The organism is Pseudomonas sp. NY15181, assembly GCF_048068055.1.
In the GTDB taxonomy this organism is placed as follows: Bacteria; Pseudomonadota; Gammaproteobacteria; order Pseudomonadales; family Pseudomonadaceae; genus Pseudomonas.
Map to the genome: position 1 here is coordinate 63687 of NZ_JBLUPT010000014.1, position 13452 is coordinate 77138.

The following is a 13452-nucleotide window of genomic DNA, read 5'->3' on the forward strand; positions in this document are numbered from 1 at the left end:
GACACCGTCAGCGCACCACGCCCTGTCCCGTGAAGCGCAGGTGGGCGAAGTGGCCGTGACCGCCTTTCGAGCTGATCCTGATGCCGCCCTGTGCGTCGAAGCTGCCGCTGCCCATTTCCGCCTCGGTGAATTCGAAGCCATCGGGAAGCGTCAGGCGGGCCCGCTGCGGCTCTCCGGTCACCGGGTTGCGAATCGGTTCGCCGGTAACCTCGAGCACGTCCGGGATGCGGATGTGCGCGCTGCGCTCATCGACGTCGATCGTCAATTCGATAGGGACGAAGCGGGGCTCGAGGACTTCGGACAGGGTGCTGCTGAATACCTGGAACACCGTAGCGCCCGGCACGGTTTCCGCGCCCGACAGAATGGTCAGCAGGGCTGCGCGTTGCTCCGGGGTGGCGCGCTCTTCGATGAAGACCTGGCAGCGGCCATTGCCTTCATGGATGGCGCCGGGCCAGGCGAAGGTACCGACCCAGCAGAGCCCATCGAGGACCTGGCCCTCGAAATGGCCCTTGTCGACTCGCATGCTCACCACCGCTTCGCACTTGCCGTGGGTCGGGGGCGAGCTGAATTGGCAGGGGCAACCCCAGTTGCAGTTACAGGACGCAAACTCGACGCCTTCGAGGCGCCAGTCAGCCATGGCCATGGCTCACCTCCTCATCTATTGATCTGAACCGGAAACTGCCCTCATTAATTAACGCTAGCAGACACCCTGCGCGCCGAAGGGACTGCCGACCGGGGGTGCAGAGTGAGGCCGCCGTCGGTTGCCGGTCATGCAGGCGCCTGGCGGCGATAACCGGACTGACGGCCAGAAAGGAGGCCTATCGTGGTGTTGCTGGAGGGCTCCGCCAGCTCCGGGCGGCGCTCTGGAGCCTGCCACTGCGCCTCAGGCAGCACCGGTATGGCTACGAGAGCGCCAGTCCGAAGCCTGTACGGCCAATCGCCCGGGCAGGCGAGCCTGCCGTCACTCCGGCAGCGGCTGCTTGCGTGCCACCTGCCGTAGCGCCTGCTCGTAATAGTCCACGCTCTGTGCGCCGGAGATCAGTTGGCGGCCATTGAGGATCACCGCCGGTACGGCGTGGATGCCGCGGTTGGTGTAGAAGTCTTCTTCGGCCACCACTGCGTCGGCATAGGCGTCGCTGTCGAGGATTTCCCGTGCCCGGACGGCGTCCAGGCCAACGCTGACGGCTACGTCCAGCAGTTCCTCCGCATCGCTCGGGTCGCGGCCCTCGCCGAAGTAGGCGTGCAGCAGGGCCTGCTTGAGGGCGACGTCGCGGTGTGATTCCGCCGCCCAGTGCAGCAGGCGGTGGGCATCGAAGGTGTTGTAGATGCGGTTGCGCTTCTTCAGGTCGAAGTGCATGCCGACTTCCTCGCCCAGGGTGCGCAGGTGTTCCTGGTTGCGGGCAATTTCTTCGGCGCTGCTGCCGTACTTGCGCTGCAGGTGCTCCACCAGGTCCTCGCCTTCGGCGGGCATGTCCGCGTTGAGCTCGAAAGGCTTGATGTGCAGTTCCACGGTCAGCTCGCCGTCCACGCGGCGGATGGCTTCCAGCAGGCCGTTGAGGCCAATGGCGCACCAGGGGCAGACCACGTCGGAGACGAAATCTATGGTGATGCTGTCGCTCACGGTGGCGATCTCCGGCAATTGGGAATGGTTCAAGGATGGACCCGGAAGGGTGGTTCGATCCAGTGGCGGAGTTGCCGGGTCGGAATATTATCTAATGTTGATTCTCTGAATGAATCGTAAGGTATTGTATTTAAATAAATTAAATTTCTTGATAAATGACTTTAACTAGGCCGGTTCTCCGGGGCCTCATCGACAGGAGGAAAAGCCCCTGGATTCTGGCCTTCTGACGTGGTTTGGCTGGCGGAGTGCGCGGGGCATTCATCAAGTTGTACATCATGTTATATCTATAACTATATGATTTATAAAGGATAATATTTACTGGCTTCAGCGGTGTCGACGATGGGCGCTCACCGACGGTTCCAGGCGGCGCGGTCTGTTCCCCGGAGGTGATGGCCGCCGCTGGCGAAAGCCGACGGGACGAGTGGCGATGGCACCCCGTCGGGCGCGCCGGTGACCTTGTGTGTCTCCCTCGAACTGGCGATACGGCTCCGCCAAGGCTGTGGGGGCGCCTGCGCAGCGGTCGTTGAACGTCGTGCCTACGCAGCCGGTCGGACGGTCGCAGCCGCCGCGTCGCGATACTGGAATTGCCACGAAGACGCGCTACCTTGAGCCTGTTGTGCGCAGAGTTTTTTCGTTGCGCACCGCTCCCCGCCGTCCCCGCGCAGGCAACGGATCCGCAGCTGCAGGCCCGGCAGTCAACCAGCAGATACGGAGCACGCCATGGCTCGCACCACGCCCATCGAGCTTTACCGCAATATCGGCATCGTCGCCCACGTCGACGCCGGCAAGACCACCACCACCGAGCGCATCCTGTTTTACACCGGGGTGAACCACAAGATGGGTGAAGTGCACGACGGCGCGGCGACCATGGACTGGATGGTGCAGGAGCAGGAACGCGGCATCACCATCACCTCGGCGGCGACCACGGCCTTCTGGCAGGGGTCCACCAAGCAGTACGGCCACAAGTTCCGCTTCAACATCATCGACACCCCCGGCCACGTGGATTTCACCATCGAGGTGGAACGCTCCCTGCGCGTGCTCGACGGCGCGGTGGTGGTATTCAGCGGCGCCGACGGCGTCGAGCCGCAATCCGAGACCGTGTGGCGCCAGGCCAACAAGTACCACGTGCCGCGCCTGGCCTACGTGAACAAGATGGACCGCCAGGGCGCCGACTTCCTGCGGGTGGTCAAGCAGATCCAGCAGCGCCTGGGCCACAACCCGGTGCCGATCCAGCTGGCCATCGGCGCGGAAGAGAACTTCGCCGGGCAGATCGACCTGTTGAGGATGAAGGCCATCCTCTGGAATGACGCCGACCAGGGCACCAGCTACACCGAGGAGCCGATTCCCGCCGAGCTGCAGGCGCTGGCGGAGGAATGGCGCGCGCACATGATCGAAGCCGCCGCCGAGGCCAACGAGGAACTGATGAACAAGTACCTCGAAGGCGAGGAACTGAGCGTCGAGGAAATCAAGGCCGGCCTGCGCCAGCGTACCCTGGCCAATGAGATCGTCCCGGCGGTGCTGGGCTCCTCGTTCAAGAACAAGGGCGTGCCGCTGGTGCTCGATGCGGTGATCGACTACCTGCCGGCGCCGTCGGAAATCCCGGCGATCAAGGGCACCCACCCGGACGACGAGGAGAAGCACGACGAACGCCACGCCGACGACAGCGAGCCGTTCTCGTCCCTGGCCTTCAAGATCGCCACCGACCCCTTCGTCGGCACCCTGACCTTCACCCGTGTCTATTCCGGCGTGCTCTCCAGTGGCGACGCCGTGCTCAACTCAGTGAAGGGCAAGAAGGAGCGTGTCGGGCGGATGGTGCAGATGCACGCCAACCAGCGAGTGGAAATCAAGGAATGCCGCGCCGGCGACATCGCCGCGCTGATCGGCATGAAGGACGTCACCACCGGCGACACTCTGTGTTCCATCGACAAGCCGATCATCCTCGAACGCATGGACTTCCCCGATCCGGTGATCTCGGTGGCGGTGGAGCCCAAGACCAAGGCCGACCAGGAGAAGATGGGCATCGCCCTGTCCAAGCTGGCCCAGGAAGACCCGTCGTTCCGCGTGAAGACCGACGAGGAGACCGGACAGACCATCATTTCCGGCATGGGCGAGCTGCACCTGGACATCATCGTCGACCGTATGCGCCGCGAGTTCAACGTCGAGGCCAACATCGGCAAGCCGCAGGTGGCCTACCGCGAGGCGATCCGCAAGAAGTGCGAGATCGAGGGCAAGTTCGTCCGCCAGTCCGGCGGTCGCGGCCAGTTCGGCCATTGCTGGATTCGCTTCGAGCCGGGCGAGGAAGGCAAGGACGGCCTGGAGTTCGTCAACGAGGTGGTGGGCGGCGTGATCCCCCGCGAGTTCATCCCGGCGATCCAGAAGGGCATCGAGGAACAGATGCAGAACGGCGTGCTCGCCGGCTACCCGCTGATTGGCCTGAAGGCCTCGGTGTTCGACGGTTCCTACCACGACGTGGACTCCAGCGAGATGGCGTTCAAGATCGCCGCGTCCATGGCCACCAAGCAGCTCTCGCAGAAGGGCGGCGCGGTGCTGCTGGAGCCGGTGATGAAGGTCGAGGTGGTGACGCCGGAGGACTACATGGGCGACGTGATGGGTGACCTCAACCGCCGGCGCGGCCTGATCCAGGGCATGGAGGACACGCCGGCGGGCAAGGTGATCCGCGCCGAGGTGCCGCTGGGCGAGATGTTCGGCTATGCCACGGACGTGCGCTCGATGTCGCAAGGGCGGGCGAGCTACTCGATGGAGTTCACCAAGTACGCCGAGGCGCCGGCGAATATCGCCGAGGCGATCATCAAGAAGGCCAACGGGTGACAGTGGCGGAATGAACGACGGCGCCCGAGGGCGCCGTTGTTTTTTGCGTGGATTGGCTCTCGTAGAAGCAACTGTCTTCTGCTGGGATATCTGTGCCAATGCTTGCCCTCACCCCAGCCCTCTCCCAAAGGGAGAGGGGGCAGATCGTGCCGACTGACGTCGAGGTTTCATCCTGTACCGAACGGTCCCCTCTCCCGCTTGCGGGAGAGGGTTAGGGTGAGGGGCTCTTGATCTCGTAGGAGCGACGGGGGCGCCTAGCTCTTGTCCGCAATGCTCTTCGCCGGGCGTATAACGTTCGACGTTATACGCCGTCTGACCTTGGCCCCAGAGCGCTCCGAGGTCGACCTTGGCGTCAGTCCCGAGACCAGGCGTATCGGCGTACAACCGCGAACGGTTGTATGCCCTACGACCGATACAGCACCGGCCGGCGCAGGTGCACGTAGCTGTACCCCTCGCGCGCCAGAGCGATGCGTTGCGGGTCCAGCTCGGCCACCAGCAGCTCCTCGCCATGCTTGGCCTGGGCCATCACCTGGCCGTCCGGTGCGACGACGCAGCTCAGGCCGCAGTATTCCAGCTCGCCTTCGTTGCCGACGTAGTTGGCGTAGGCGAGGAACACCTGGTTCTCGTAGGCGCGGGTGGGTACCAGCACCTGGGCGACGAATTCGTAGGGGCGCATGTTGGCCGTGGGCACCAGCACCAGGTCGGCGCCGGCCAGGGCCAGGGTGCGCACGGCCTCGGGGAATTCCACGTCGAAGCAGATCAGCAGGCCGATCTTCCAGCCGTCCAGCTCGAAGATCGCTGGCGGCGTATCGGAGGCGCTGAACTGGCTGCGGTCGAGGTCGCCGTAGAGGTGCGTCTTGCGGTAGTTGACGCGGCGTTCGCCCTGACGGTCGATCAGTTGCACGCTGTTGAAGATGGCGCCGCCAGCGTCGCGCTCGGGGTAGCCGTAGAGGATGCCGATCCTGTGCTGGCGGGCGACTTCGGCGATGCGGGCTGCCGAGGGGCCGTCGCTGGCTTCGGCCAGTTCGGCGACGCGTTTCGCGCCAATGTTGTAGCCGCTGAGGAACATTTCCGGCAGGACCAGCAGGTCCGCGCCGCTCTGCACCGCCTGGCGGGCAGCCTGTTCGAGGCGGCGCAGGTTGCCGGCGACGTCATCGGGGCCGGGGGGGCACTGGTATAGGGCCAGGTACATGGTGATCTCCTCGATAAGAGCCTGTTCAGAATCTGCTGCGCGTCGGCATAACTGCGTTAAAAAAAGGCTCGGACTGCTCATTTACAGCTCGTAAACTCCGCGTCCTCGCCTGTTTTTGCCTTGTTCTGCTCTAGCTCGCGAGATTCTGAACTGGCTCTGGCGCAGGCGGGATCGACAAAGTGTGCGCCTTCTGCCGATCCCGCGCGAGCCGGTCTTCAGTGGGCGGGGCTCAGTCCGGCAGCTCCATCGGGCCGAGTTCGGCGAAGCGGTCGCCCGGGCCGGGGTTCTCCGGATGGGTGGCGCCGCCGAAGTGCTTCATGATGCCCCACACGGCGTTGAGCGAGGTCTGCACCGCACCTTCCACCCAGGCCGGAGTCCAGGACACGTCGTCACCGGCGATGAAGATGCCGCGCTGCTCGGCCGGCATGTCGTCTTGCATGAAGTGCGCGTACATGCGCTGGTTGTAGCGGTAGTGGCCCGGCAGCGCACCCTTGAAGGCGCCGAGGAAGTGCGGGTCGGCTTCCCAGGAGACGGTGATGGGGTTGCCGATGACGTGGCTGGCGATGTCGACCTTCGGGTAGACCTTCTTCAGTGCGTCCAGGGCGAGCTGCACGCGCTTCTCCACCGGGTGCGGCAGCATCTTCATGGCGTCGCTCATCCAGGAGTAGGACAGGCAGATCACGCCCGGCTTGTCGTCGCCGTTGTCGAACAGGTAGGTGCCGCGGGTGAGACGGTCGGTGAGGGTCATGCTCATCACGTCGCGACCGGTTTCCGGGTCCTTGTCCTTCCAGAACGGACGGTCGACCATCACGAAGGTCTTCGAGGACTGCATGTAGCGGGTGCGGTCCAGGGCCATCCACATCTTCTGCGAGAACAGCGCTTCCTCGCACTCGATCTGGGTGGTCAGCAGCCAGGTCTGGCAGGTTGCCAGGACGGCGGCGTAGTGGCGGGTATCGCCCCAGTAATCAGTGACGGCAAAGGTGCCGTCGGCGGCGCGGGCGATCTTCTTCACGCCCGGACGCGGCGCGCCGTTGTGCAGGCTGGCCAGGGAGGTGCCGGCCGGCCAGTGCGCGCATTTCTCCGGCACGTGGCTCCAGATGCCGCGCGGCACCTGCTCGACGCCGCCAACCACGAGGTGCTGGTGGTCGTCGCAGTTGGTCATCACCACGCGGAAGATTTCCAGCATGGAGTTGGGGAAGTCCGAGTCCCAGCCGCCGGTGCCGAAGCCGACCTGGCCGAAGATTTCGCGGTGGCGGTAGGAGAGGCGGGAGAAGGCCTTGGAGGTGGCGACGAAGTCGTAGAAGGTGCGGTCGTCCCATTTCGGCACCAGCTCGTCCCACAGGGCCTTGAGCTTGACGGTGTCGCGCTCGCGGATGGCGTCCTGGATTTCGGAGAAGCGTGCGCCGTCTTCCAGGGCGTCGGCCCAGGCCTGGGCCACTTCGCGGAAGATTTCCGGCAGGTCAGCCATTTTTTCTGCGTAGTGGCTGGTGCCTTCCAGGTCGACCACGGTGCTGCCCGAAGCCGGGGTCAGCGGGTTGGGGAAGGGCCTGGTTTCCAGGCCGAGCTTGTCGACGTAGTGGTAGAAGGCGGTGCTGGACACCGGGAAGCGCATGCCGCCCAGCTCGGCGATGATGCCGTCGGCGCCTTCGAAGGTCTCCGAACGCAGGCGGCCGCCCATCTTCGAGGCCTCGTAGACCACGGGCTTCAGGCCCATCTTCATCAGTTCGTAGGCCGCCACCAGACCGGAGATCCCGGCGCCGACGATGGCCACTTCCTGGCCGTGCTTGTCGGCGGGGATGCTGCCCAGACCCGCGGGGTGTTCGATCCAGTCGTCGAAGGCGAAGGGGAAGTCCGGACCGAAGATGGTCACCGGTTTCTTGCCGGGGGTGTGGGGATGGCGGTTCTTGTGCATTGGAGGCTCCCGTTTGTTCGGCGTGCCGGTTTTGATCAACCAGCTTGGCAAGGCTTTTCGCGGCCCGCAGAGGCCAGTCGATGGATGGCGCGCGGGCAAAGAAATGGCGAGCCGCGGGGGCTCGCCTTGGCGCTCACTATTACAAAGGAAGTCGTTGAAATGAATCCGTTAATCTGCAGAATGCACAAGAGCTTTCAGGCAGATTGATAAGTCAAATGAACAAAACCACGAAAAACGCCGACGCCATGCTGCTCAACCTGCTGCGCGCCAACGCCCGCGAGTCGATTTCCGAGTTGGCGCGCAAGCTGGGCGTGTCGCGCTCGACGGTGCAGAGCCGGATCGAGCGACTGGAACAGCAGGGCATCATCAGCGGCTATTCGATCAAGGTGTCGGACAGCTACGCGCAGTCCCTGGTGCGCGCCCATGTGCTGGTGACGGCGCTGCCGAAACTGTCGCACCAGGTGGTGCAGGCGCTGGAGAAGATCGCGGAGGTGAAGACGCTGCATTCGGTGAGCGGCAACTTCGACATGATCGTGATCGTCGAGGCGCTGTCGATCCGCGACCTGGACGCGGTGCTGGACCGCATTGGCGCGCTGGACGGGGTGGAGCGGACCATGTCGTCGATCATTCTGTCGACGCGGATTGATCGCTGATGCGTAGGGCATACAACCGTTCGCGGTTGTATGCCCTGATCATCCGTCGACGCTGTGGTCGAGTTCGAAGCGCTCGGAGGCAGGTGTCCAGGTTGAAGGCCGTGCGGCCGGGAGCCGAGGTCAAACGGCGTAAAACGCTGAACGTTATACGCCCTACGGGGTGCACGCGATTCCGCGTCGGGCGGAGTTTTCGATTGGCCCCATTGGTCTGCCGGTATTGGCGGAAATTGGCTATTCGAAGCGGCGCCCCGCAGCGGTAACGTATCGCCATTCCCGCAGCCCGCGGACCCACTGGAGAAGATCATGAGTGCACGTATCGATTGGCCCAAGAAATCCCCTGACGCCTACAAGGCCATGCTCGGCCTGGAGCAGGCCCTGGAGAAATCCGGTCTGGAACTTCCGCTGCTGGAACTGGTGCGCCTGCGTGCCTCGCAGCTCAACGGTTGCGCCTATTGCATGAACATGCACGCCAACGATGCGCGCAAGGCCGGCGAGACCGAGGCGCGCCTGCAGACCCTGAGCGCCTGGCGCGAAACCCGCTTCTTCACCGAGCGCGAGCGCGCCGCGCTGGCCTGGACGGAAAGCCTGACCCTGCTGGCCGAGAAACACGCGCCGCAGGATCAGTTCGAGGCCCTGCGCGAGCATTTCAGCGAGGCGGAAATCGTCAGCCTGACCCTGGCGGTCGCCACCATCAACGCGTGGAACCGCTTTGGCGTGGGGATGGCGTTGGTGCCTTGAGCCGGGGCTAATGGAAGAGGGCGCCTTTTTCGTTTTGGCGGGGCCGGCCCGCATGGCGTAACGCTTTCGTAGGGGCGGACTCCGTCCGCGATCAGCCCCGCAGCAAGGTTCGTTCGCGAGCAAGCTCGCTCCTACGAAGAGCGCGCCGCAGTCTCCCTGTAGGAGCGAGCTTGCTCGCGAACCGCACGGCCCGGGGTTTGGGAGTCCGCTCCTACAGAATGCGAACGCTTCAGCGCTTGTAGAGAACCACCGCCGCCCGCAACTTGCTGCGACCAAACCGGCTCATCTGCTCGAATTCCCCGTGGCTTACCGGGATGTGCTGGCAGTCCAGTGGCTGGCGGTGCTTGCTGTGGTCGACGTCGGGGTCGTGCAGGAACACGAAGTCCTCGTCGCAGTCGGTGACCACCACCCAGTGCGGCGCCTTGGAGCGGGTCAGGCGGTAGCTGCTGATCAGCACCAGTGGCTGGCCGCCGGCCTCGAGCGCGCTGCCGATGTCCAGTTGGCTGACCAGCAGTTGCTCCACGTCGCTCTGCGCCAGTTCGTGGGCGAAGTCGTCATGTACCAGGCGCATCACATCGCGCTTTTCCTCGCTGCGTACGCCGTCGAGGAACAGCGGGCCATCCTCCGACAGTTGCAGCTGCACGCGAAATCCCCGGCGCCAGGCGGCCAGGGCCAGTCCCTGCGGGCTGCAGCCGCCGTGGCCGGCGGTCATATAGATAGTCGTAGCTTCGCGCCACAGGCGCAGTTCTTCGCGGCGCTCCAGCATCCGCTCGGGTTCCAGCGCACCCATGGCCATCAACAGGCAGGAGGGGCCGCAGGTGAACTCGGTGGTCTGGTGATAGAAGGGCACGTGCCGTGGCGCGTGGCCGCTGATCTTGCGGATGCGTTTCTCGAAACGCAGCGCTTCGCTATGGTCTTCGTAGTAGTCGCGCACCGTGGCGAAGGGGCGATAGCCGTTACGCTGGTAGAGGATGATGGCGCCGCGATTGTCCGGGCGGACTTCCAGGCGCATGTACGCACAGTCGTTTTCGATCGCATCCGCCTCGGCGCGGTCCAGCAGCTTCTGTCCCAGGCCGATGCCGCGGGCACGCTCGTCGAGGGCGATGGAGTACAGGCGGGCCAGGGAGGTGCCCTGGTGGAACAGCACCAGCACGTAGCCCAGCAGGCTGCGGTCGGCCTCGGCGACCACCAGCGAGGCATGGGCGCGGCTGATCATCCACTGGAAGTTGCGCCGCGACAGGCGGTCGTAATCGAAGCAGCGGTTTTCCAGCTCGACCAGGGCGTTCAGGTCGTCGACGGTGGCGGAGCGAAGTTGCAGGTTCATACCGGTAAGGATTCGTTAACCTGAAAGGAGCAGGTTGGTTTGCTGAACGGGCGCGAACGTACAGCCCGGCCACGCGGTCGAAGCAGCGTTCAGCGGAGTATTGTCCCTGGCTCAAGGCGCGGCAAGCGCTATCCCGAGTCTCCTGGAGGTGTCGTGAGCAAGCTGTTCATCATCGTCGAACGCAAGGAAGACTGGTCGTCCTACTACCCCAGTGAAGATGTGGTCAGCGCCCAGGAATACCTGGAGATGCCCATCGATGACGACAACGGCAAGCGCGTGCAGGTAATCAATCTGTGCCGCAACTACAAATATCTGGGCCACGGCTATTACTGCTCGCTGCTGGCCGAGGCGCGCGGGCACAAGGTGATTCCGTCGGTGCGCAGCATCAGCGAGCTGGCGAAGAAGTCCCTCTACAGCCTGGCCCTGGAAGACCTGGAAAAGACCCTCGACAAGGCGTTGGCCGACCACCCCTACGGCAACACCGACGGCTTCACCCTGACCCTGTACTTCGGCCGCACCGACATGGAGCCGCTGCAGGATCTGGCGCGCCAGCTGTTCGAGGCCTTTCCCTGTCCGCTGCTGCTGGTGGAGTTCCGCAAGAGCCGTGGCTGGCACATCGAAGGGGTGAAGCCGGGCAACATCCACAAGCTGCGCGACGACCAGGAAGACCTGTTCGCCAACGCGCTGGACAGCTTCAGCCGGCAGATCTGGCGCAAGCCGCGCTCGCGCAAGCAGTACCGTTATGACCTGGCGATCCTCCACGATCCGGAGGAGGCCTTCCCGCCGTCGGATGCCAAGGCGCTGAAGAACTTCATCCGTGTCGGCCGCAGCCTGGGCATAGACGTCGAGCTGATCGAGAGGAAGGACTACGCGCGGCTGGCCGAGTACGACGCGCTGCTGATCCGCGAGACCACCAGCGTCAGCGACCACACCTATCGCTTCGCCAAGAAGGCCGAGAGCGAGGGCATGGTGGTGATGGACGACCCGGTGTCGATCCTGCGCTGCACCAACAAGGTCTACCTGGCAGACCTGCTGCGCAGCCACAAGCTGGGGATGCCGGCCACCGAGATTCTCTACAAGGACAACCCGCAGGAGCTGGAAAAGGTCGGTGAGCGTTTGGGCTTCCCGCTGGTGCTGAAGATTCCCGACGGCAGCTTCTCCCGCGGGGTGATCAAGGTTTCCAACCAGGAGGAGTTGCTCAAGGCCAGCGCCGAGTTGTTCGAGCGCTCGGTGCTGCTGCTGGCCCAGGAATTCTTCTATACCGAATACGACTGGCGTATCGGCGTGCTCAACCAGAAGCCGATCTTCGCCTGCCAGTACTTCATGTCCAAGGGCCACTGGCAAATCTACGACCACAGCCCCGATGCGGCCGAGCTCAGCGGCGATTTCCGCACCATGGCGGTCCACGAAGCGCCGCGCAAGGTGGTGGAGCTGGCGGTGAAGACCGCCAACCTGATCGGCGATGGCCTGTACGGGGTGGACCTGAAGCAATCCGGCGATCGGGTGGTGGTCATCGAGGTGAACGACAACCCGAATATCGACTGCGGCGTGGAGGATGTTTATCTGGGCGACGACCTCTACAAGCTGGTGCTCGAGGAGTTCATTCGCCGACTGGAGATGAAGCGGCGCGGGCGTGGCTGGTGAGACCGTTTTGGCATTGACCTTATAGAAAAACGGTCGATGGACGCCGTCAAGATATTGCTAGCTTTACAATTTAGAGCGCCAAACAGCTGTTTTTAAAAGTTTTTCAAAAAAATGGCGCCAAGGAAGGGAGCATGCTTGAGGCGGCATCGAATCTTCGACGCCTGCTGGTGGTTGATCCTTGCGATGACTGTCGGCGGCTGTTGCCCGGGCTCCGGGCGGCAGGATGGGAGGTGGACAGCTGCGAGCTGGATGTAGCCGGCGAGCACAGCTGCGACGTCGGCTTGCTGCGTCTGCAGCCCGAGCACCTGGACCGCCCCGAATCGATCAAGGAGCTCATCAGCCGCAGCGGCACCGAATGGATTGCGGTGCTCAGTCCCGACATCTTGCCGATCCATGAGGTCGGCGATTTCGTCAGCGAATGGTTCTTCGACTTCCATACCTTGCCGTTCGACGTGGCGCGGGTGCAGGTTACCCTGGGCCGCGCCTTCGGCATGGCGCGCCTGCGTGGGCGCGGCGGTGCGCACAGTGACGAAGGGCGGCACGAGTTGCTCGGCGAAAGCCGCGAGGTGCGCGAATTGCGCAAGCTGCTGGCGAAGTTCGCGCCGACCGAGTCCCCCGTACTGATCCGTGGCGAGAGCGGCACCGGCAAGGAACTGGTGGCGCGCACCCTGCACCGCCTGTCGCGGCGAGCGGTGCGGCCGTTCGTGGCGATCAACTGCGGCTCGATCCCGGAGAACCTGATCCAGTCGGAGCTGTTCGGTCACGAGAAGGGCGCCTTCACCGGCGCGCACCAGCGCAAGATAGGCCGCTTCGAGCAGGCCAACGGCGGCACGCTGTTCCTCGATGAGGTGGGCGACCTGCCGCTGGAGCTGCAGGCCAACCTGCTGCGGGTGTTGCAGGAGAAACAGTTCGAGCGGGTCGGCGGCAGCCAGCCGATCGATGTCGACGTGCGGGTGCTGGCGGCGACCCACATCGATCTGGAGGCTGCTATCCGTGCGGGAACCTTTCGCGAGGACCTGTACTACCGGCTCAACGTCCTGCAGGTCTCGACCTCGCCGCTGCGCGACCGCAATGGCGACATGGCGTTGCTGGCCAATCACTTCGCCCACCTGTACAGCGTCGAAACCGGGCGCCGGCCACGGCGTTTTTCCGACGATGCCTTGGCGGCGATGGCGGAGCACGGCTGGCCCGGCAACGTGCGCGAGCTGGCCAACCGGGTGCGCCGGGGCCTGGTGCTGGCCGAGGGCCGGCAGATCGAGGCGCGCGACCTGGGGCTGGAGCGGCAGAAGGGCAAGCCCACGCACCAGCCGCTGGTGACGCTGGAAGAGTACAAGCTCGGCGCCGAGCGCCAGGCGATGTGCGATGCGCTGGCGCGGCATGGCGACAACCTCAGCGTGGCGGCGCGGATGCTGGGGATTTCCCGGCCGACGTTCTATCGGCTGCTGCACAAGCATCAGTTGCGCTAGGGCGGGGCGGCGAAGGCCGTTGCGCCGCAGAGGTTTTTCGACGCGGCTGATCGACCGCTTGCGGATGACTTCG

Annotated in this window: 10 protein-coding genes; 5 read left to right on the top strand and 5 right to left on the bottom strand. The window is 64.3% G+C overall.

All coding sequences use genetic code 11. From position 1 onward, the window contains the following. Nucleotides 1–7: 7 nt before the first annotated feature. Nucleotides 8–643: a DUF1326 domain-containing protein gene (locus ACNFBT_RS25065; protein ID WP_416753411.1), complete on the bottom strand. Its 636-nt coding sequence runs from the start codon at nt 641–643 to the stop codon at nt 8–10. 318 nt (nt 644–961) lie between these two features. Continuing rightward, nucleotides 962–1621 (bottom strand): DsbA family oxidoreductase, encoded by a 660-nt coding sequence (locus ACNFBT_RS25070; RefSeq protein ID WP_416753465.1) that lies wholly within the window; start codon nt 1619–1621, stop codon nt 962–964. A gap of 720 nt (nt 1622–2341) precedes the next feature. On the opposite strand from ACNFBT_RS25070, the gene fusA reads away from it, so the two are divergent. Continuing rightward, nucleotides 2342–4450, top strand: a complete 2109-nt coding sequence (gene fusA, locus ACNFBT_RS25075; RefSeq protein WP_416753412.1) for an elongation factor G — start codon at nt 2342–2344, stop codon at nt 4448–4450. Between the two features lie 403 nt (nt 4451–4853). Here the strand turns inward: fusA and ACNFBT_RS25080 are convergent, their stop codons facing one another. After that, complete coding sequence (locus ACNFBT_RS25080) at nt 4854–5642, bottom strand: carbon-nitrogen hydrolase family protein (RefSeq protein ID WP_416753413.1); 789 nt, start codon at nt 5640–5642, stop codon at nt 4854–4856. A gap of 229 nt (nt 5643–5871) precedes the next feature. Next, the gene (locus ACNFBT_RS25085) at nt 5872–7554 is read right to left on the bottom strand and encodes a flavin monoamine oxidase family protein (protein WP_416753414.1); all 1683 of its coding nucleotides are present in this window, start codon (nt 7552–7554) and stop codon (nt 5872–5874) included. Between the two features lie 173 nt (nt 7555–7727). Between ACNFBT_RS25085 and ACNFBT_RS25090 the strand changes: the two genes are divergently transcribed. Both ACNFBT_RS25090 and ACNFBT_RS25095 read left to right on the top strand, forming a co-directional pair. After that, complete coding sequence (locus ACNFBT_RS25090; protein ID WP_416753466.1) at nt 7728–8207, top strand: Lrp/AsnC family transcriptional regulator; 480 nt, start codon at nt 7728–7730, stop codon at nt 8205–8207. A 303-nt stretch (nt 8208–8510) separates the two neighbouring features. Next, the gene (locus tag ACNFBT_RS25095) at nt 8511–8945 is read left to right on the top strand and encodes a carboxymuconolactone decarboxylase family protein (RefSeq protein WP_416753415.1); all 435 of its coding nucleotides are present in this window, start codon (nt 8511–8513) and stop codon (nt 8943–8945) included. Between the two features lie 229 nt (nt 8946–9174). Here the strand turns inward: ACNFBT_RS25095 and ACNFBT_RS25100 are convergent, their stop codons facing one another. After that, complete coding sequence (locus ACNFBT_RS25100) at nt 9175–10269, bottom strand: GNAT family N-acetyltransferase/peptidase C39 family protein (RefSeq protein WP_416753416.1); 1095 nt, start codon at nt 10267–10269, stop codon at nt 9175–9177. A gap of 153 nt (nt 10270–10422) precedes the next feature. On the opposite strand from ACNFBT_RS25100, the gene ACNFBT_RS25105 reads away from it, so the two are divergent. Both ACNFBT_RS25105 and ACNFBT_RS25110 read left to right on the top strand, forming a co-directional pair. Beyond that, a complete protein-coding gene (locus ACNFBT_RS25105) occupies nt 10423–11913 on the top strand; it encodes a RimK family protein (RefSeq protein WP_416753417.1) in 1491 nt (496 codons plus the stop codon). A gap of 131 nt (nt 11914–12044) precedes the next feature. Further along, entirely contained in the window at nt 12045–13379 is a 1335-nt protein-coding gene (locus ACNFBT_RS25110) for a sigma 54-interacting transcriptional regulator (RefSeq protein WP_416753418.1), read from the top strand. The last annotated feature ends 73 nt before the right edge of the window (nt 13380–13452 follow it).

Coding starts and splice junctions, on each gene's coding strand:
- ACNFBT_RS25065 (WP_416753411.1), bottom strand. CDS start 643: ATGGCCATGGCTGACTGGCGCCTCGAAGGCGTCGAGTTTGCGTCCTGT.
- fusA (WP_416753412.1), top strand. CDS start 2,342: ATGGCTCGCACCACGCCCATCGAGCTTTACCGCAATATCGGCATCGTC.
- ACNFBT_RS25080 (WP_416753413.1), bottom strand. CDS start 5,642: ATGTACCTGGCCCTATACCAGTGCCCCCCCGGCCCCGATGACGTCGCC.
- ACNFBT_RS25085 (WP_416753414.1), bottom strand. CDS start 7,554: ATGCACAAGAACCGCCATCCCCACACCCCCGGCAAGAAACCGGTGACC.
- ACNFBT_RS25095 (WP_416753415.1), top strand. CDS start 8,511: ATGAGTGCACGTATCGATTGGCCCAAGAAATCCCCTGACGCCTACAAG.
- ACNFBT_RS25100 (WP_416753416.1), bottom strand. CDS start 10,269: ATGAACCTGCAACTTCGCTCCGCCACCGTCGACGACCTGAACGCCCTG.
- ACNFBT_RS25110 (WP_416753418.1), top strand. CDS start 12,045: ATGCTTGAGGCGGCATCGAATCTTCGACGCCTGCTGGTGGTTGATCCT.